General features: G+C 73.3%; 14 protein-coding genes. 8 read left to right on the top strand and 6 right to left on the bottom strand.

What is annotated here, in order from left to right:
* The first annotated feature begins 3 nt into the window (after positions 1–3).
* Positions 4–978 carry an RNA polymerase subunit sigma-70 gene (locus tag AW271_RS22335; RefSeq protein WP_062339338.1) on the top strand — a complete coding sequence of 325 codons (975 nt, stop codon included), beginning with the start codon at positions 4–6 and terminating at the stop codon, positions 976–978.
* A 9-nt stretch (positions 979–987) separates the two neighbouring features.
* Here the strand turns inward: AW271_RS22335 and AW271_RS22330 are convergent, their stop codons facing one another.
* Positions 988–1,572, bottom strand: a complete 585-nt coding sequence (locus AW271_RS22330; RefSeq protein ID WP_062339337.1) for a dihydrofolate reductase family protein — start codon at positions 1,570–1,572, stop codon at positions 988–990.
* 211 nt (positions 1,573–1,783) lie between these two features.
* Between AW271_RS22330 and AW271_RS22325 the strand changes: the two genes are divergently transcribed.
* The gene (locus tag AW271_RS22325) at positions 1,784–2,749 is read left to right on the top strand and encodes an IS481 family transposase (RefSeq protein ID WP_062339336.1); all 966 of its coding nucleotides are present in this window, start codon (positions 1,784–1,786) and stop codon (positions 2,747–2,749) included.
* Positions 2,750–2,759: 10 nt separating this feature from the next.
* On the opposite strand, the gene AW271_RS22320 is transcribed toward AW271_RS22325, so the two are convergent.
* Together AW271_RS22320 and AW271_RS22315 are read right to left on the bottom strand one after the other, a co-directional pair.
* Positions 2,760–3,851 carry an IS630 family transposase gene (locus AW271_RS22320; protein ID WP_062339335.1) on the bottom strand — a complete coding sequence of 364 codons (1,092 nt, stop codon included), beginning with the start codon at positions 3,849–3,851 and terminating at the stop codon, positions 2,760–2,762.
* A gap of 43 nt (positions 3,852–3,894) precedes the next feature.
* Positions 3,895–4,341, bottom strand: coding sequence for a hypothetical protein (locus tag AW271_RS22315; RefSeq protein WP_062339334.1), 447 nt, complete (start codon positions 4,339–4,341; stop codon positions 3,895–3,897).
* Positions 4,342–4,467: 126 nt separating this feature from the next.
* Between AW271_RS22315 and AW271_RS22310 the strand changes: the two genes are divergently transcribed.
* From AW271_RS22310 to AW271_RS39935, 5 genes are all read left to right on the top strand, one after another.
* A complete protein-coding gene (locus tag AW271_RS22310) occupies positions 4,468–7,329 on the top strand; it encodes an FGLLP motif-containing membrane protein (RefSeq protein ID WP_062339333.1) in 2,862 nt (953 codons plus the stop codon).
* 13 nt (positions 7,330–7,342) lie between these two features.
* The gene (locus AW271_RS22305) at positions 7,343–8,167 is read left to right on the top strand and encodes a class I SAM-dependent methyltransferase (RefSeq protein ID WP_062339332.1); all 825 of its coding nucleotides are present in this window, start codon (positions 7,343–7,345) and stop codon (positions 8,165–8,167) included.
* A gap of 100 nt (positions 8,168–8,267) precedes the next feature.
* The gene (locus AW271_RS22300; protein ID WP_062339331.1) at positions 8,268–8,831 is read left to right on the top strand and encodes a hypothetical protein; all 564 of its coding nucleotides are present in this window, start codon (positions 8,268–8,270) and stop codon (positions 8,829–8,831) included.
* A 10-nt stretch (positions 8,832–8,841) separates the two neighbouring features.
* Positions 8,842–9,930, top strand: coding sequence for a sensor histidine kinase (locus AW271_RS39940; RefSeq protein WP_062339330.1), 1,089 nt, complete (start codon positions 8,842–8,844; stop codon positions 9,928–9,930).
* On the top strand, positions 9,927–10,568 hold the full coding sequence (locus AW271_RS39935; RefSeq protein ID WP_062339329.1) for a response regulator: 642 nt from the start codon (positions 9,927–9,929) through the stop codon (positions 10,566–10,568). Before AW271_RS39940 ends, AW271_RS39935 begins: the two co-directional genes overlap by 4 nt.
* A 2-nt stretch (positions 10,569–10,570) precedes the next feature.
* On the opposite strand, the gene AW271_RS22285 is transcribed toward AW271_RS39935, so the two are convergent.
* Positions 10,571–11,452: a helix-turn-helix transcriptional regulator gene (locus tag AW271_RS22285; RefSeq protein WP_245653157.1), complete on the bottom strand. Its 882-nt coding sequence runs from the start codon at positions 11,450–11,452 to the stop codon at positions 10,571–10,573.
* Positions 11,453–11,587: 135 nt separating this feature from the next.
* Between AW271_RS22285 and AW271_RS22280 the strand changes: the two genes are divergently transcribed.
* Positions 11,588–12,535 (top strand): SDR family oxidoreductase, encoded by a 948-nt coding sequence (locus AW271_RS22280; RefSeq protein WP_062339328.1) that lies wholly within the window; start codon positions 11,588–11,590, stop codon positions 12,533–12,535.
* Here the strand turns inward: AW271_RS22280 and AW271_RS22275 are convergent.
* Both AW271_RS22275 and AW271_RS22270 read right to left on the bottom strand, forming a co-directional pair.
* The gene (locus AW271_RS22275) at positions 12,504–15,602 is read right to left on the bottom strand and encodes a DUF7824 domain-containing protein (protein ID WP_062339327.1); all 3,099 of its coding nucleotides are present in this window, start codon (positions 15,600–15,602) and stop codon (positions 12,504–12,506) included. The genes AW271_RS22280 and AW271_RS22275 overlap by 32 nt on opposite strands.
* Positions 15,599–16,924, bottom strand: coding sequence for an SWIM zinc finger family protein (locus AW271_RS22270; protein WP_062339326.1), 1,326 nt, complete (start codon positions 16,922–16,924; stop codon positions 15,599–15,601). Before AW271_RS22270 ends, AW271_RS22275 begins: the two co-directional genes overlap by 4 nt.
* Between the last annotated feature and the right edge of the window lie 42 nt (positions 16,925–16,966).

The raw sequence follows: 16,966 nt of genomic DNA, 5'->3' as shown, positions 1-16,966 counted from the left end.
ACCATGACCGACGCCAGACTGCCGGGCGACGAGGCCGCGTTCATCGCGGCGGCGCGCTCCGACGACGCGGGACGGTTCGCGCTCATCACCGAGCGTTACCGGCGTGAGCTGCAGGTCCACTGCTATCGCATGACCGCGAACTACGAGGACGCCCAGGACCTGACGCAGGAGACGTTCCTGCGGGTGTGGCACAAGCGGGAGTCGTTCAAGGGCGACGCCGCGCTGCGGACCTGGTTGTACCGGATCGCGACCAACGCCTGCCTGGACTTCCTGGAGAAGCGCGACGGCCGCGCACCCGTGCCGGACGAGCTGCTCTACCTGCAGCCCTACCCCGACCGGATGCTGCCGGAGGAATCGGCGGTGGCGCGGGAGACGATCGAGCTGGCCTTCATCGTCGCCGTCCAGCATCTGCCGCCCCGGCAGCGGGCGGTGTTCATCGTGCGTGACGTCCTGGGCTGGCCGGCGGCCAGGGCCGCCGACGTCCTGGAGCTGACCGTCGCGTCGGTGACCAGTGCGCTGCAGCGGGCGCGGGTGACGGTGCGTGAGCAGCTGCCCCAGGGCAGGCTCGACTGGCGCACCCCGGCCACGCACGAGTTGTCGGAGGGCGAGCGCGGCGTGGTGAGGGCGTACATGGACGCCCATGAGCGCAACGACCTCGACGGGCTGACGGCGCTGCTGCGCGAGGACCTGCGTTTCGTCATGCTGCCGGGTTCGGGCGCCGTGGACGTCACGGCCAGGGACGCGGTGGACGGGTGGGTCGCCGGGGGGCTCTTCCAGCGCGGCTACGACGACTGGCGCTGCGTCGCCACGACGGTCAACCGCATGCCCGCCGCCGCGCTGTACGTCCGCACCCCCGGCGACCCCGTACACCGCCTGCTGAACCTCGCGGTCCTGCGCGTCGTCGACGGGAAGATCGCCGAGCTCACCGGATTCGAGGTCGCCGGCAAGGCATGGCTGGGCCTGCCCGCGACGTTGTGATCAGACCGGTCAGCGCCTCGTCTCGTAGCGGGTCAGCAGCACGCCGCCGGGGAAGGTCCGCGTCTCGACGAGGTTCAGGTTCACCCAGTTGTCGAGCGCGGTGAAGAACGGGGTGCCGCCGCCCACCAGGACCGGCCTGGTGACCAGCACGTACTCGTCGATCAGGCCGGCCCGCATGGCCGCCCCGGCGAGCGTCGCGCCGCCGATGTCCATCGGGCCGCCGTCCTCGGCCTTCAGCCGGGTGATCTCCGCGACCGGGTCGCCGGCGCACAGGCGGGTGTTCCAGTCGACCGCGCCGATCGTCGAGGAGAACAGCACTTTGGGCATGTCCCGCCAGCGGCGGGCGTATTCGATCTCCGCCGGGGTGGCGCCGGGCCGCTGGTCGGCGGTCGGCCAGTGGGGGACCATCGCCTCCCACAACTTGCGCCCGTACAGCGACAGGCCGGTCGCCCCCACCCGGTCGGACCAGAACCGGAACAGCTCGGCGCCCGGCGAGGAGTCCGGTCCCTCCCCCGCGCTCCAGCCGAGGTCGCCGCCGGGCGCGGCGATGTAGCCGTCCAGGGTCGTGTTCATGGCGAAGGTCAGTTTCCGCATCGTGCCGGCCTTTCGTCAGTGGGTTCTCTCACGTACAGACGGGCGCGGCGCGGAAACCTCATCGGTGTCCAGGGGGTCTTCCGCGCCGAATGACGCCGGGCTAGCCGTACTTGGCCGAGATCTTGGTGACACATGGCCATCGGCGATTGATCATGGAGAAGACCTCCGGGCGTAGTGGAGTTAGCCGCTTCACGCACGCACGGAGGTCTTGATGGGTCACGCTAATGCCCGGTTGACGTTTCACGGCAGATGTCTGCTGGTTCGCCGTGTCGTGTTCGACGACCGCCCGGTCGCGCACGTGGCCGCCGAGCTGGGCGTCTCCCGACAATGCGCGCACCGGTGGGTCCGCCGCTACCGGCAGGAAGGCTGGCCAGGACTGAGGGAACGGCGCAGCGGGCCCCGCACCAGCCCGCGCCGCACCCCGCCAGAGGTCGAGCAGGCGGTGATCCAGGCCCGCGCCGACCTGCGGGCCGGACCCGATCGGCTCACCGTGGCCACCGGGGTGCCGGCCCGGACGATCACCTGGATCCTGCGCCGCCACGGCGTCGCCCGGCTGGCGATGTGTGACCCGCTGACCGGCGAACCGATCCGCGCCAGCCGCAAAGGCGAGCGCCGTTACGAGCATCCCGCGCCCGGCGACATGATCCACCTGGACGTCAAGAAACTCGGCCGCATCCCCGAGGGCGGCGGCCACCGCGCACACGGCCGCGACGGATCCCCGCGTGGCCGCGGCATCGGCTACGACTACCTGCACACCGCCATCGACGACCACACCCGCCTGGCCTACATCGAAGTCCTGACCGACGAGAAAGGCACCACCTGCGCCGCCTTCCTGACCCGGGCCGCGGCCTTTCTCGCCAGCCAGGGCATCACCCGCATTCAGCGGGTGATGACCGACAACGCCAAGAACTACCGGATCAGTTACGCCTTCCAGCAGGCCTGCGCCGCACTGGGCGCCCGGCAGAAGTTCACCCGGCCACACTGCCCCTGGACCAACGGCAAAGCCGAACGCCTCAACCGCACGATGGCCACCGAATGGGCCTACCGCCGGCCCTACGCCAGCAACCAGCACCGCACCCAGGCTCTCGGCCCCTGGCTGGAGTACTACAACACCACCCGGCCACACTCAGCCCTTGGCGGCAGGCCGCCCATCAGCCGACTGTCACCAAGTCCATGACCAAGTACACCTAGTGTCGTGAGTCGTTGATTCGCTTGCAGTAGCGTGCGATGGATTCGAGGATCTGGTCGGCGGTCTTGGTCCACACGTAGGGTCGCGGGGCGTCGTTCCAGGTCTCGATCCAGTCGAGAATGTCCTGGTTCAGTTCGCGGACGCTGCGGTGGGTGCCGCGCTGCAGTTTCTTGGTGGTCAGCTCGCCGAACCAGCGTTCGACCAGGTTGAGCCAGGAGGCGCTGGTCGGGGTGAAGTGCAGGACGAAGCGGGGATGGGCCGCCAGCCAGCGTTTGACGGCCGGGGTTTTGTGCGTGGAGGCGTTGTCCAGCACCACGTGCACCTCCAAATCGGGCGGCACCTGACGGTCGAGGGTGGCCAGGAACTTCTTGAACTCGATCGCGCGGTGGCGGGCGTGCAGGCTGCCGATGACCTTGCCGGTGGCCAGGTCCAGCGCGGCGAACAGGCTGGAGGTCCCGGCGCGGACGTAGTCGTGGCTGGCCCGCTGCGGGGTGCCGGGCAGCATCGGCAGTACCGGGGCGGTGCGGTCCAGGGCCTGGATCTGGGATTTCTCATCCACACAGAGCACGACGGCGCGCTCAGGCGGGTCGAGGTATAAGCCCACCACGTCACGGACCTTGTCGATGAACTGCGGATCCTTGGACAGTTTCCAGGCCTCGCGCCGGTGCGGCTGGAGCCCGAAAGCCCGCCAGATCCGGGACACGGCGGTCTGCGACAAGCCCACCTGAGCGGCCAGAGACCGGGTCGACCAATGGGTCGCGTCCTTGGGGGCGGACTCCAGGGTCGTGGTGATCACCTTCTCCACCTCGGCGTCGGTGATCGTCCGGGGGCGGCCGGGCCGCGGCTCGTCCAGCAGCCCCTCGAGCCGATCGGCGGCGAAGCGGTTGCGCCATTTGGTCACCGTGGCGCGGGAAATCCCCAGGCCTTCGGCGATCGACCCGTTGGTGGTCCCGGATGCGTCCGCGCAGGCGAGCACCACTCGTGATCGCAACGCGATGGCCTGAGCGCTGGAAGGGCGCCGGGACCAGGCGAGTAACTGCTTCCGCTCGTCGTCAGTGAGCACGATCGGTACTGCTGTCGGCAACGGCATGTGACCTCGCTGCCCACTGACAACGCATTAACGCCTCAGGACACTAGATCACGACGACCAGGAACGCCGTGAAGGCCAGGGTCGCGGCCAGGTAACCCGGGGTGCGCCGGTTGACTCTGGCCTCCAGCCACGAGCTGCGTACCAGGATGACCGCGATGACCAGCGCGGCGACCAGGTGCACCCACGTGTTGCCGACGAGGAGCATCAGCAGGCCGAGCGCGAACACGGCGGGGCCCTCGCGGTAGCGGCCGAGCAGCGCCCAGACGACCGAGCCGGCCAGGAACATCGTGGAGACGTCCGCGTGCAGCACGTAGGCGGACAGGCCTTCGTGCCCGTTGTAATAGCTCACCATCGAGTACACGGACTCCAGAGACCCGTCGTAGTCGAGGATCGCAGGGGTGGGCCGCGTCGCCGAGTAGACGCCGGTGGCCAGGAGGACCAGGAAGAGGCACAGAAGCACCTCGCCGGTCAGCTGCCGTGCGCGTTCCACGGCGGCCTACGTCGTGCTCAGTAATCGAATGATCATGTGCCGAATGATTTCACGTCCCCCTGTATCTCCGGGCCGGTCCCGCACTCCCCACTCATGAAGGGCGCGGTGTGGGAGGAGGATCCGCCGATGCGAACGTGGGTCGTGATCGGTCTGGGCGTCGTGACGAGCCTGCTCGGGCCGGCGGCGGCCGACTTGACGCTCACACCCCGGTGGGGTGTCGCGGGCACCATGGTGAGGGCCGAGCCCGCCGGTGGATGCGAGGCCGGCTACTCGGTGTCGGTCGACGGCGCCTTCGTGGAGCCGATGGAGTCGGACCCTTCCTCGGTGCGGTTCGCCGTGCCCGGTGACGCCGTCCCCGGGCCGCGCCAGGTGACGATCCGCTGCCTGGGGCAGGAGCTCGGCGACCACAGCGGCGTCTTCACCGTCGTGACCGCCGCGGCCGACGTCGCCATGGCCATGCGCGGCTCCACGGTGACCGTCAGGGGCGACGGCTACCGCTGCGCGGTGCGACTCGTGCTGGCGGGCACGGGCACCGACGCCCGGGTCGGCGAGAAAGGCGATCTCACCGCCTCCCTGACGGTGCCGGAGGTCGAGGCCGGCCACCACGTGATCGACGTCGTCGCGCACTGCCCCGAGGGCACGCAGGAGGTCGCGCGCATTCCCCTCGGAGTCGTCGCCGTCGGCCAGGCGCCGTCCCCGCACCCGGGGTCGGCGATCCAGATCACGGGCGCGGGCTTCTCCTGCGGCCCCGGACCCGGGGCGCACGCCGGGCCCATGCGCGTCACCATCGGCGGAACCCGGTCGATCCCCACGTCGGCGGGGCCCGACGGCACGTTCGTCCTGACGCTGCCCGAGGACCTGGCGCCGGGGACGCATCGGATCAGCGCCTTCTGCGACTCCCGGCCGCCGGAAGCGGCGACGGGCGTCGTCGAGGTGCCGGCGCGGCCCGTGCTGGCCCGATCCCCGGCGAAGGGCCCGGCCGGCAGCCTCGTGACGGTGCGCGGGACCCGTCTGACCTGCGCGAACGCCACTCTGGCCTGGGACGGCGTCCAGGAGACGGCCCGGCCCGTCACGGTGACCGGCGGGGCGTTCACCGCGTCTGTTCCGGTGCCCGCCGACGCCGTTTTCGGTCCCCGCCAGATCGTGCTGACCTGCGGCGGCACGCCCCTCACCGCGTCTTTCGACGTGGTCCCGCGCACTCCCCGGCTGGACGTGTGGCCGCAGCGCGCCGGGCCGGGCGCGGAGGTGGTCGTCCAGGGAACGATGTTCGACTGCGGCGACCGGGCCGGAGCCGCCGGAGAGGTGCGGCACACCTGGGGCTCGGCGACCACCGGCGGCGACGGCGGCTTCCGGGCCCGCGTTCGGCTGCCACGCGACGCCGGGCCCGGTCCCCGCACCATCCGCGCGTGGTGCGCGGCCGATGAACGGCGCGCCGCCCAGGGGCGGCTCACCGTCACCGCCGTCACGCCCCGCGACGCTCCTCGGCCCACGCCGCGTCCGGCCCCGGTCAGGCTCCGGCTCGGCGCCGGGCACGGGGAGCGCGGTGAGCGGGTCACCCTCCACGGGAGCGGTTTCGCCTGCGGCGAGGTGAGGTTCGGCTGGGCGGGCCGGCCCGCCCGGAGCGCGTGGCCGGCCGACGGGGTCTTCCACGCCGAGCTGCCCGTCCCGGAGAACATGCCCCTGGGGCGGCACGAGGTCGCGGCCCGCTGCGCCGGGGCCGTCGAGCCGGTGAGCCACGAGCAGTACGACGTGCTTCCGACGACCGACGCCACGCTGGAGCTGGTCAGGAACGTCGGCCCGCCCGGCTCCCTGGTGACCGCGATCGGCAGGGCCTTCCCCGCCGAGTGCACCACCTTCCGGCTGCGCTTCGACGACGAGGACCGGCCGCTGACCCGGCTGCGCGAGGTGCCGGCCGGAGGCGACTTCACCGTCCCCGACCGCGGCGCCGGCGTCTATTCGGTGTCGCTGGTCTGCGGCGGGCGGGCCACGGCCGCGGCGACGTACACGATCCCCGAGGTGTGGGTCAGGCCGGCGTTCGCGACGGCGGTCCAGGGGCCCGGGGAGGTGTCGTGGCGGCTCGGCCACCTCGCCGGATCGCTGGTGCTCGGCGTGCTGATCGTGCTGCTGCTCGGCTTCCCCGCCGAGATCTTCAACAAGGCCTACGAGCACAGCAGGGAGCTCGGCGAGCGGTCGCGGATGCTGCGGGGCGTCCGCGACGCGCTGGGCCGGGTGCCGGTCGTCGTCCAGTTCCTGGTGGCCGGGGCGGCGGGGGCGGGGCTGCTCACGCTCGTGTCGCCGCCGGACGACCGGACCCTCGACACCGCTCTGGGGTATCTCGTGGCGTTCCTGCTGACCTGCCTCACGTACACGGTCGTGAACGAGGTGTTCATCCGGTGGGCGACCGGGATCGCGGGCTCGTTCCGGGTGCTGCCGGGAGGGCTGGCGGTGGCCGCCGTCTGCGCGCTCGGGTCGTTCTGGCTGGGGCTCGATCCCGGTTACGTGTACGGGATCATCACCGTCTTCGTCTCGGCGCAGGAGCGGGGCGCCGAGGAGGACCGGGCGCGGGCCGTGCTCGTGGCGGCGGTCGCCACGCTGACGCTGAGCCTGGTCGCCTGGCTGGCCTGGACCCCCTCGCACGACGAGGCGCTGCGCGCGAGCGTCGACCCCGCGGTCCTGCGGGCCGACACGATCTTCGCCGCCGTCTTCGTGATGGGCGTGCAGAGCGTGCTGTTCGGCCTGATCCCGCTGCCGTTCCTCGACGGCTACAAGCTCACCCGGTGGAGCCGTCGGGTGTGGGGTGTGATCGTCGCGGTCGCGCTGTTCGCCTTCGTGCACATCGTGTACGGCAAGGAGTCGGAGAAGGCGGTCGAGCTCGACTGGGACTCCGTGCGGGAGATGCTGGGCCTGTTCGCCGCGTTCGCGGTGGCCTCGCTCGCGTACTGGGCGTTCGTGCGGTTCCGGCGGTCACGACACCCGTCGTCGCGCTGACTACGGTGAGGGCATGGCGCAGATCTGGAACGACGACGACGGCGAACGGTGGGCCGCCGACGCCGACCGGCGCGACCGGGTGCTGGCCTCGGTCGGCGAGACGCTGCTCACCGCCGCCGGGCTGCGGCCCGGAGAGCGGGTGCTGGACGTCGGCTGCGGCTGCGGAGCCACCACGCTTCAGGCCGCCCGCCAGGTCGCCCCCGGCGGCACGGCCACCGGCCTGGACGTCTCGGCGCCCATGCTCCGGGTGGCCCGCGCCCGTCAGGAGTCGGGCGGCCCGGCCAACGCGCGGTTCGTGCACGCCGACGCGGAGACCCACACGCCGCCCGGCCCGTTCGACGTGGTGATCAGCCGGTTCGGCACCATGTTCTTCACCGACCCCGCCCGCGCCTTCACCGCGATGGCCGGCGGCCTGGTCCCCGGCGGGCGGCTGGTGCTGGCGACCTGGCAGCCCCCCGACGCCAACCCCTGGCTCACCGTCCCGGGCACGGCGATCCTGCGCCACGCCGCCGCCCCCGTCGACCTGCGCGGGCGCAGCATGTTCAGCCAGTCCGACCCCGCCGTGGTCGAGCGGCTGCTGACGCGGGCCGGGTTCGGCCACGTCCACCTCGATGGTGTGCGGGTGCCGCTCCACGTCGGGGCCGAGGTCGCGGACGCGGCCGAATACCTGGCCGGCACCGGGCCCGTCCGGGCGCAGCTGGCCGCCGTGGCCGACGCCGGCCGGGACGCCGCGCTCGGCGACCTGCGGGCCGCCCTCGCGGAGCACGCCGGTCCCGGCGGGGTGCGTCTGGACGCCGCGATCTGGATCGTCACCGCGTTCGCCGCGTCCGGCACATGACCGTCGCCGCCGAAGGCGTGACGTCACCATGACCTGCGGCACTTATCCGGCCCGACCACCGCTCCTACCGTCGGAATCCCTTCGGTCAAGGAGTTCTCCCATGCCCTCCTCCCTCCTTCGGTTCGGCGTCGTCTGCGGCGTCGTCATGGGCCTGTCGGTCGGCGTCCCGGGCGCCGTCGAGGCGTTCACCGGCGAGACGACGGCCACCAGCCTGGTCATCGGGCTCGGGGTCGCCTTCGGGCCGCCCGCGCTCACCGCCTTCCACCTGCGGCAGAGCGAGGTGTCCGGGCGGTTCGGCGCGGTCGCGTACGCCGTCAACATGATCGGTCTGACCCTCTTCGCCGGCCTCGCCCTCGCGCTGAACGTGGTCGTCTTCTTCCTCGACGACGCGGTGACGCGGGAGCTGCTCCGGGGACCCACGAAGATCGTCCTGCTGGGCGGGACGGCGGTGTTCGTGGCCGGCACGATCCTGTTCTCGGCGGCGATGCTGCGCGCGGGCGTCTTCCCGAAAGTGCCCGCCGCCGGATACGGCGTCACGCTGACGGCGCTGGCGCTGGCCGCGTCGTCGCCCGACAGCGTGCTGACGAGCCTGCTCCACGTCCTGGTCGCCGCGACGCTCATCTGGTTGTCGTTGTCGGTGCGGCGGTATGCGGACCGACCGTAGTCTTTCGGGCATGGCCCTGTCCCGTCCGGTGCCGTGGGTGTCGCCGGTGCTCTACGGCGCGGTCCTCCTCGCGGGTCTGTACGCCTGGCTGGCCGGGCTCGGGGACACCCGGCCCGTCCCGTTCGTGGCGGGGCTGGCGGCGCTGGCCGTCCTCGACCGGTGGGAGCACCGGATCGACCCGGTGCCGCTGCTGGCCCTGCGGGTGGGCTTATTCACGCTCGTCGCCTCCGCCGACGGGGCCGGGTTGTCGCGGGTGTTGTTCGTGCTGGTGCCGTTCACGGCCTACTTCGTGTTCGGGCGGACGGTCGCCGTGGCGCTCGCCGTGGCATGCGTCGTGGTCTTCGTGGTGGCCGGCACGGTGCACGACCCCAACTGGCTCGCCGACGCCGGGCAGGTCTCCGACCTGCTGATGTTCTGCGTGGGGCTGGTGCTGGCGGTGACCATGGCGGCGGTGGCGGCCGAGGAGCGCCGGGCCCGCGTGGAACTGGCCGCCTCGGCGGCGGCGGTCGCCGAGCTGTCGGCCACGGCCGAGCGCAACCGGGTGGCCCGGGACGTCCACGACGATCTCGGCCACCACCTGACCGCGATCGTGGTGCTGCTGGAGAAGGCCACCGCGTTCCGCGACCTCGACGCCGAGGCGGCCGATCGCGCGGTCGCCGACGCGCACGGCTCGGCGCGGCGGGCGCTGGAGGACGTGCGGCGCTCGGTGCGCACCCTGCGCGAGTCCTTCCACCTCGAAGAGGCCCTGTCGGCCCTGGTCGACGGCCAGGCGGACGTGGTCCTGGAGTTCTCCGGCGAGGAGGGCGGCCACGACCCGGCCGCGTTGCGGGCCCTCTACCGCGCGGCGCAGGAGGGCATCACCAACGCCCGGCGGCACGCCCGCGCCACCCGCGTGTCGGTCGCCGCGTCGCTCGGCCCGCAGGCCGCGGAGCTCGTGGTCAGCGACGACGGACGGGGCTTCGCGCCGGGGAGCGAGGGGTACGGCCTGCTCGGCATGCGCGAACGGGTCGAGCTCGCCGGCGGCCGGGTCGACATCGCCGGCCCGCCCGGCGGCGGCACCCGGCTGACCGTCACCATCCCCCGCAGGGGCGCGCCGTGAGCGACGAGCCGGTGCGGGTGCTGGTCGTCGACGACCAGGGGCTGATCAGGGAGGCCATCGCCTCGCTGCTCGGCGTGCAGCCCGGCGTCACCGTGGTCGGCACGGCGGCCGACGGCCACGAGGCGGTCGAGCGGGCGGCCGCCCTGCGGCCCGACATCGTGCTGATGGACGTGCGCATGCCGCGCCTGGACGGGGTGCGGGCCGTGGCCGCGCTCCGCGACCGCGCGCCGGAGGTCCGCGTGGTCATGCTGACGACCTTCGACGACGAGGAGTACGTCCTGCAGGCCCTGCGCGCGGGGGCCGTCGGCTACCTGCTGAAAGACCTCCCGGTACGGGAGCTGGCGGCCGCGGTGCGGCTCGCGCACGCCGGGGTCGCCCAGCTCGACCCTGCGGTCACCGCCCGCCTGGTGGCGGCCGACGGCGCCCGCGCCCCGCAGGCGCGGGCGCCGCTGACGGAGCGGGAGCTCGACGTGCTGCGCCTGGTGGCCGCCGGGGCGTCGAACCGGGAGATCGCCGACCGGCTCTACCTCAGCGAGGGCACGGTGAAGAACCACATCTCGCGCATCCTCCAGCGGCTCGGCCTGCGCGACCGCACCCAGGCGGCCGTCTACGCCCGCGACCACGGCGTCATCGACTGAAGTCAGCGCAGGGTCTGCGCGCCCAGGACGGACAACAACTGCAGCTTCTCGTAGCTCTCGCTGCCGGGCACGGCGGTGTAGACGATCAGGTGATGGGACTGGTGCGGGTCGAGCAGGGTCTGGCAGGTCAGCTGCAGTGCACCGACCTCGGGGTGGGTGAAGTTCTTCACGTCGTCGGGCCGGATGCCGACCTCGTGGTCGTTCCACACCGCACGGAACTCCTCGCTTCGCGCCAGCAGCAGGTCGACGTAGTGCGCCGCGCGGGAACCGGGCCCCCGCAGCGTGGCGACGCCGCGCAGGCCCGAGGCGAACATGCGGGTCAGGAACGCGTGGTCGCCGGCCGCGTAGAGCTCCCGCGTGGCGGGGTCGGTGAACCACCGGTAGCCGATGCTGCGCGCCGGGCCGGTGTGCACGGTCAGGTCGCCGGTGAGCGCGACGGCCAGCGGGGTCTGCCGCAGCGTCTCGCCCAGCTCGGTGACGATCTCGGCGGGGGTGTCCTGCAGGCGGTCGAGGATGCGCAGCATGCCGGGGCTGATGTGGTCGCCGTGCGCGCCCTGCGGGGGCGCGGTGTGCCCGGCGAGCCGGAACAGGTGGTCGCGCTCCTCCAGGGACAGGTGCAGCCCCTGCGCGATGGAGGCGATCATCTGCGGGGACGGGTGAGGTCCGCGCCCCCGCTCCAGCCGCGCGTAGTAGTCGGTCGACATGTGGCACAACCCGGCCACCTCCTCCCGCCGCAGGCCGCTCGTCCGGCGGCGTCGCCCCCGGGGAAGGCCGACGTCTTCGGGTTGCAGCGACTCCCGGCGGCGCCGGAGGAACTCCGCCAGTCCAATTCGATCGATCACCGCGTGCGCTTCCTCACCGTACGTGCCGGATTCGATGCTCATGTCTACCGCCCGCGCCCGGCGACATCCACGGATTGTCAGTCCCCCTCAACGTCCTGATCAGTGGATCGCGGGGCCCTGAATGGCGTTCGCGCCTTCTGCGACGGTGGAGGAACACCACGACCAGGGAGTGCCTCCATGCCACGCCGACCCATCGACATCACCGTTCCCGACCTGTCCGGCAAGCGCGCCGTCGTCACCGGAGCGAGCGACGGCATCGGCCTCGGACTGGCCACCAGGCTCGCCGCGGCCGGGGCCGACGTGCTGCTGCCCGTCCGCAACCCCGGCAAGGGCGAGGCCGCGCTCGCCGCCATCCGCCGCAGCGCCCCGCACGCGAAGGTGTCGCTGCGCACGCTCGACCTGTCCTCCCTCGCCTCGGTCGCCGCCCTCGGCCAGACCCTGCTGGAGGAGGGCCGGCCCGTCCACATCCTGATCAACAACGCCGGCGTCATGACCCCGCCCGACCGGCAGGCCACCGCCGACGGGTTCGAGCTCCAGTTCGGCACCAACCACCTCGGCCACGTCGCCCTGGTGGCCCACCTGCTGCCGCTGCTGCGCGCCGGCCAGGCGCGCGTGACCTCGCAGGTCAGCATCGCGGCGGACCGGGGGGCCATCAACTGGGACGACCTGAACTGGGACCGCTCCTACGACGGCATGCGGGCCTACAGCCAGTCGAAGATCGCCTTCGGCCTCTTCGGCCTCGAACTCGACCGGCGCAGCCAGGCCGGCGGCTGGGGCATCACGAGCAACCTCTCCCACCCCGGCGTCGCCCCGACGAACCTGCTGGCCGCCCGCCCCGAAATGGGACGCGCCAGGGCCACCATGGGCGCGCGCCTGATCCGCCTGCTGTCGGGCTACGGCGTCCTGGCCGGCACCGTGCACACCGCGCAACTCCCGGCCCTGTACGCCGCCACCTCCCCCGACGCCCGGCGCGGCGCGTTCTACGGGCCGCGCGGATTCCGGCACCTGGGCGGCCCTCCCGGCGAGCAGGACCTCTACTCGCGCCTGCGCGGCGCCGAGGAGGCCCGGCGTATCTGGCAGGTCTCCCAGGAACTTACGAAGGTGGGCTTTCCCGGCCCTCGGTGAGCTGGGCGTGGAGGCGCCCGCATTCGTGGACGAAGCGGATCGTCCGCCGGCTCCTGGCGTACGCGGCGACGACCGGGATCTCCCCGCGCGCACCGGTCCATCGGGCGACCTCGGTGGCGAAGGCCACCAGTTCGGCCAGCGGGGCGGTGATGCAGCGGCCTTCGCCGAGCAGGTCGGGCAGCATCGCCCGCAGCATGCGCCACACCTCGTGGTGGCCGCCCGCCTCGGCCAGGGCGGTCAGGGCCCCGATGACGGGCCGGGTCTCCAGCGGGGTGCCGCGGATCATCAGCGCGAGCTGCGCTCCCATCGTCTCGGCGGGCAGGTCGCCGCGCGCGGCCATGCGCAGCACCAGCGGGATCGTCGGGGACGGCTCCGCGCCGAGCAGGTAGGCGAGGATCAGCGCCGTCGCGTCGCCCAGGGGGCCGTCGGCGGCGACCATCCGGGAGACCTCCGGCTGGCGCACGTTGCCGCTCCAGTAGGTGCGGAAGGTGAAGGGCAGGAAGTTGACCGCCACGACCTCCCGGTGGGACGGCAGCATGGCAGGCCAGGCGGCCATCGCCCCGCCCTTGTCGTAGTCGGTCCACGAGAACGGCTCCCGCAGCGCCACGTCGTCGATGAGCCGGACGCCGGTGGGCGCGGCCCGGAGCACGGGCGTCAGCCGGCCTTCGCCGCCTTCGGCCCCTTTCGGCCGGGCGGCGCCGCACTCCGGGTCGGGCAGGCCCTCCCCGGCCAGCCAGGCGGCGGCCTGCCGGGCGGCGGCCGAGCCGATCGCGGCGGCGCGGGCGGCCTCGGCCGGGTGGCTGCCCCTCGGGAGCCGGAGCAGCGCTTGGGCCAGGTCGGCTTCCAGCGGCTCGCGGCCCGCGGCGGCGCAGCTCTCCAGGCGGTCGACCAGCACGGCGGGGTCGAGGTGGCCGCGCAGCGAGGTCGGGGTGGCCAGCAGCACGGGCGGCAGCGTGCCGGCGCGCAGGGCGTCGAGGATCTCGGCGTAGCGGTGCAGCAGGAAGTCGTGGAGCGGGGAGAGCATGGTCGGATGGGGAAGCAGGTGCTGCCGCCGCCATTCCTCGGCGTCGGGCAGCGGGTCGGGCTGGAAGGAGCGCCGCCGGGCCGGGAAGTAGGTCACCGTCACCGCCACGCACGGCTCGTCGTCGCCGGGCGGGGGCACCGGGCCGCCCGCGCGCATCGCCTCGATCCGGGCGGGGTGGACACCGAGTTCCGCCATGCGGTGGTAGACGCCGTCGAGGACGTGGTCAGGCATCGCCTCCCCGGCGGCGGGGCCCTCGTCCTGCTCTTCTCCGTGGTCTTCTCCGTGGTCTTCTTCGTGGTCTTCTTCGTGGTCGAAACGGTGCCACGTCGGCTCGGGGACACCGACGACCGGTTCTCCGTTGAGGGACACCCAGCCGTTCGCGCAGGGAATCTGCTCGCCGTTCTCCCGGGCCTCGGCCGTGGACGGGCCCTCGTCGCTCGTCCACGTGACGGAGATGGAGCGCACGGGGGCGTCGTCGTCGAGGAAACGGCCCCGCTCCGGGCCGCCGAAGCTGATGCTGACGCCCCGGACCACCCGTCTCGGCGCGGCGATCCGCGCACCCCGCGTCACGGCGAGCACCTGCGTCGAGTGGCTCTCGCCCTCCCAGTACCGCTGCGGCCCGAGCGGCGGCGCCACCGGCACGCTCCCGGGTGAGACCAGCTCGGCGGCCAGCGTCGCCTGCCACGCGTCGAGGTCGGTGCGCTGGTCGCCGACCTGCAGGTAGCCCGATCGCTGCTGGACGTAGGGCGTGAGCACGCGGCGCAGTTCCGCCCGGTCGGCGTGGATCCCGGCGACGAAGGCGGCCGGCCAGCACTCCCAGCGGACCCACTCGTCGAGGCCGGAGGACGTGATCGACGGCTCGGGGAACGGTTGCGCCTCCGCCGGCTGCGGGAGCGGCGGGAACTCCCTGTGTTCCGCGACCTCCCCGGCCGGGATCTCCCCGCCGAACCGCTTCGCCAGCACGGAGCCGAGCTCGGCGGGCAGTGCGGGGATCGCCGCCAGGAACGCCTCGGCGTGACCCGCGAACAGGCCGGCGTGCTTCAAAGTCAGCTCGGCCGCGCGGTTGCGCACGTCGAAGGAGCCGTGGGTGTACGCCACGGTCAGCGCGGTGACGAAATCGCCCGCGCGCTCCGGGGCGGCCCGGATCGTCTGGTCGGTCCAGCGCAGCCCCACCGCCGCCAGCTTGGCCTCGGCGCGGAAGGTCAGCGCCTCGACCGCCTCCACCAGGTCGGCGTGGTCGAGCGGCAGCGCTTTGCGCACCTGCGCGGCGGCCAGCTCGGCGACCGGGCCCGGGGCCGAGGGCAGCAGCCGCAGGTAGTCGCGCGACCGCGCTGCCGCCTCCTGCGGCGTCGGGTCGAGCAGGGTGTGGAGGCGGACGAAGAACCGCAGGTCGTGCGCGTCGCCGCCGCGCAGGAACCGGCTGACGCACCCGTCGAGCGCCCGTTCTCGGGGCAGCTCGCGGACGGCCGTGGCCAGCCAGTGGGTCGGCTCGGGCGCCAGCCTCTCCCCCCGGAGGGCGCGGCCGGCGCCGTCGGCGTCGAAGACGCGCGGCAGCAGCACGGGGGTCAGCGGGTCGCCGTCCACGCCCGGGTCGGTGAGCCAGGCGGCGACCAGCGGGTCGTGGTCGGGCGGTGTCGCGCCGGACTCGCGCAGCAGCGCCACGGCCAGCGGCGCGATGCGGTCGCCGGGCCGCCGGATCCGCCGGGCCAGCCGGACGGCGACGTCGCTCCGCCACTGCGGTGGCCGGGTGGCCGCCACCCGGCACACCAGGGCGACGTCGATGGGGGCGGCCCAGCGGCGGGTGACGTCGCGGCCGGTCATGTACGTCACGGCGGCGGCCGGGCCGGTGACGACGCCCGCCGCGGTCAGCAGCACCAGGGTGGGGTCGGGCGGCTCGTCCGGGTCGCGCACGCTCCTGACCAGATCGGGCAGGGGCCCGGCCAGCTCGGCGCGCTCGTGCTCGGTGAGCGTGACCAGCCGGTCGGCCAGCCGGGTGATCGACGGGCCGGTGAGCAGCTGCGCGATCTCGTCCAGCAGGCTCACCGGGAGACCTCCACGGCGGCGCGGACGGCGATGCGGGCGGCGAGCACGTGCTTGCACGGGCCGCGGGAGCCGCGATGGTCCCACCACCACTCGCAGGTGCAGGAGCCGTCGGTCAGCGAGACGCGCCGGGCCCCGCCCGAGGTGGTGACGGTGGCCAGCTCGCCCTCGAGCCGCACGGCGCCCGCCTCGACCAGCGTGCGCGCCTTGGCCAGACGCGGGTTGAGCAGGAGCACGTTGTCCTTGTCGTAGGGCAGCTCGCGGTGGAAGTGGGCGGCCTCGGCCAGGTCGTAGCCGACCCGCCCGGCGACGCCGAGCTGGGTCAGCGCGGCCCGCACCCGGTCGGCGGGCAGGCCCGCGCGGTCGGCCAGCAGCCCGATCTCGACCTCGGGCTCGAAGTTGAGCAGCATGCCCACCACGTCGGCGTCGTTCTCGGCCTCGTCGGTCGCCAGGTCGTCGAGGACCGCGCCTTCGCCGGAGAAGCCGCGCCAGCGTTCGGGCGACAACACGAGCGTGTAGCGCATCCCGGGCAGCTCCAGCTCCCAGGCGCTGGAGGCGGCGTCGGCGGGGCCGTACACCCGAAGGCTCTTCGCGAAGCGCAGGAGCGGCAGGAGGGTGCCGAGCCGGTTCGGAGCGGCCAGCCGCACCGAACCGGCGACCTCGCGGTCGCAGACCTTCAGGTCACGCCCCGACGGGGTCACCCACACCATGCCCTTCTTCGGCAGCCCGCGCAGGAACCGCACCGCCGCCAGGCCCGCCAGCTCGCCGCGCTGGTCCATGCGCGAGGCGATGACCTGCACCTCGGCGAAGCCGCGCAACCAGCGTTCGGGCAGCGGCACCTTCTTCTCCACCACCGCGCCGTCCATCGTCGTCACGACCAGCTCGTCGAGCCCGACCCCCAGGTGCAGCGGATCACGCGCGCCGACGCGCGCCAGCGCCTCCCGCAGCGGCGCGTTCACGTCGACGTTGGTGGTCCCCCGGTCGAACACCTCGCCGTCGAGCGCGCCGCCCAGCAGGTCGAGCCGCGAGTAGACCCCGCCGCAGGCCGAGAACGACTCGAACCGCAACCGGTCGCCGTTGCACGTCACCACCGGGTCGCGCACCCAGCTGCGCGCCTGCGGCTGGTGGTAGCGCGCCAGCGCCACGTCGGCCACCCCGAGCAGCGCCGCCGCGGCGGGCGCCGCCTGGGTCACCACGCCGCTGAAGAACCGCGGCGCCACGGCCGGGCCGGTCAGGGCCCGGCCGCCGGAGGTCGCCAACCCGAGCCGGCCGTCGACAAGAGAGGAGGGCGCGGCGTACGTGTACGCCTGCGTCGCAGAAGTCATGGCCGGGACAATAGATCCCCCCACCGACAAACGAGAGACCTC

It is taken from the genome of Herbidospora sakaeratensis, from assembly GCF_001570525.1.
Classification (GTDB): Bacteria; Actinomycetota; Actinomycetes; order Streptosporangiales; family Streptosporangiaceae; genus Herbidospora; species Herbidospora sakaeratensis.
The sequence above is the reverse complement of the archived record's forward strand: the minus strand, read 5'-3'. Positions and strand labels throughout refer to the sequence as shown.

Excerpts from the sequence above, each read along its gene's own strand:
- AW271_RS22335 (WP_062339338.1), top strand. The coding sequence starts at position 4 with ATGACCGACGCCAGACTGCCGGGCGACGAGGCCGCGTTCATCGCGGCG.
- AW271_RS22330 (WP_062339337.1), bottom strand. The coding sequence starts at position 1,572 with ATGCGGAAACTGACCTTCGCCATGAACACGACCCTGGACGGCTACATC.
- AW271_RS22325 (WP_062339336.1), top strand. The coding sequence starts at position 1,784 with ATGGGTCACGCTAATGCCCGGTTGACGTTTCACGGCAGATGTCTGCTG.
- AW271_RS22320 (WP_062339335.1), bottom strand. The coding sequence starts at position 3,851 with ATGCCGTTGCCGACAGCAGTACCGATCGTGCTCACTGACGACGAGCGG.
- AW271_RS22310 (WP_062339333.1), top strand. The coding sequence starts at position 4,468 with ATGCGAACGTGGGTCGTGATCGGTCTGGGCGTCGTGACGAGCCTGCTC.
- AW271_RS22305 (WP_062339332.1), top strand. The coding sequence starts at position 7,343 with ATGGCGCAGATCTGGAACGACGACGACGGCGAACGGTGGGCCGCCGAC.
- AW271_RS22300 (WP_062339331.1), top strand. The coding sequence starts at position 8,268 with ATGCCCTCCTCCCTCCTTCGGTTCGGCGTCGTCTGCGGCGTCGTCATG.
- AW271_RS39940 (WP_062339330.1), top strand. The coding sequence starts at position 8,842 with ATGGCCCTGTCCCGTCCGGTGCCGTGGGTGTCGCCGGTGCTCTACGGC.
- AW271_RS22285 (WP_245653157.1), bottom strand. The coding sequence starts at position 11,452 with ATGAGCATCGAATCCGGCACGTACGGTGAGGAAGCGCACGCGGTGATC.
- AW271_RS22280 (WP_062339328.1), top strand. The coding sequence starts at position 11,588 with ATGCCACGCCGACCCATCGACATCACCGTTCCCGACCTGTCCGGCAAG.
- AW271_RS22270 (WP_062339326.1), bottom strand. The coding sequence starts at position 16,924 with ATGACTTCTGCGACGCAGGCGTACACGTACGCCGCGCCCTCCTCTCTT.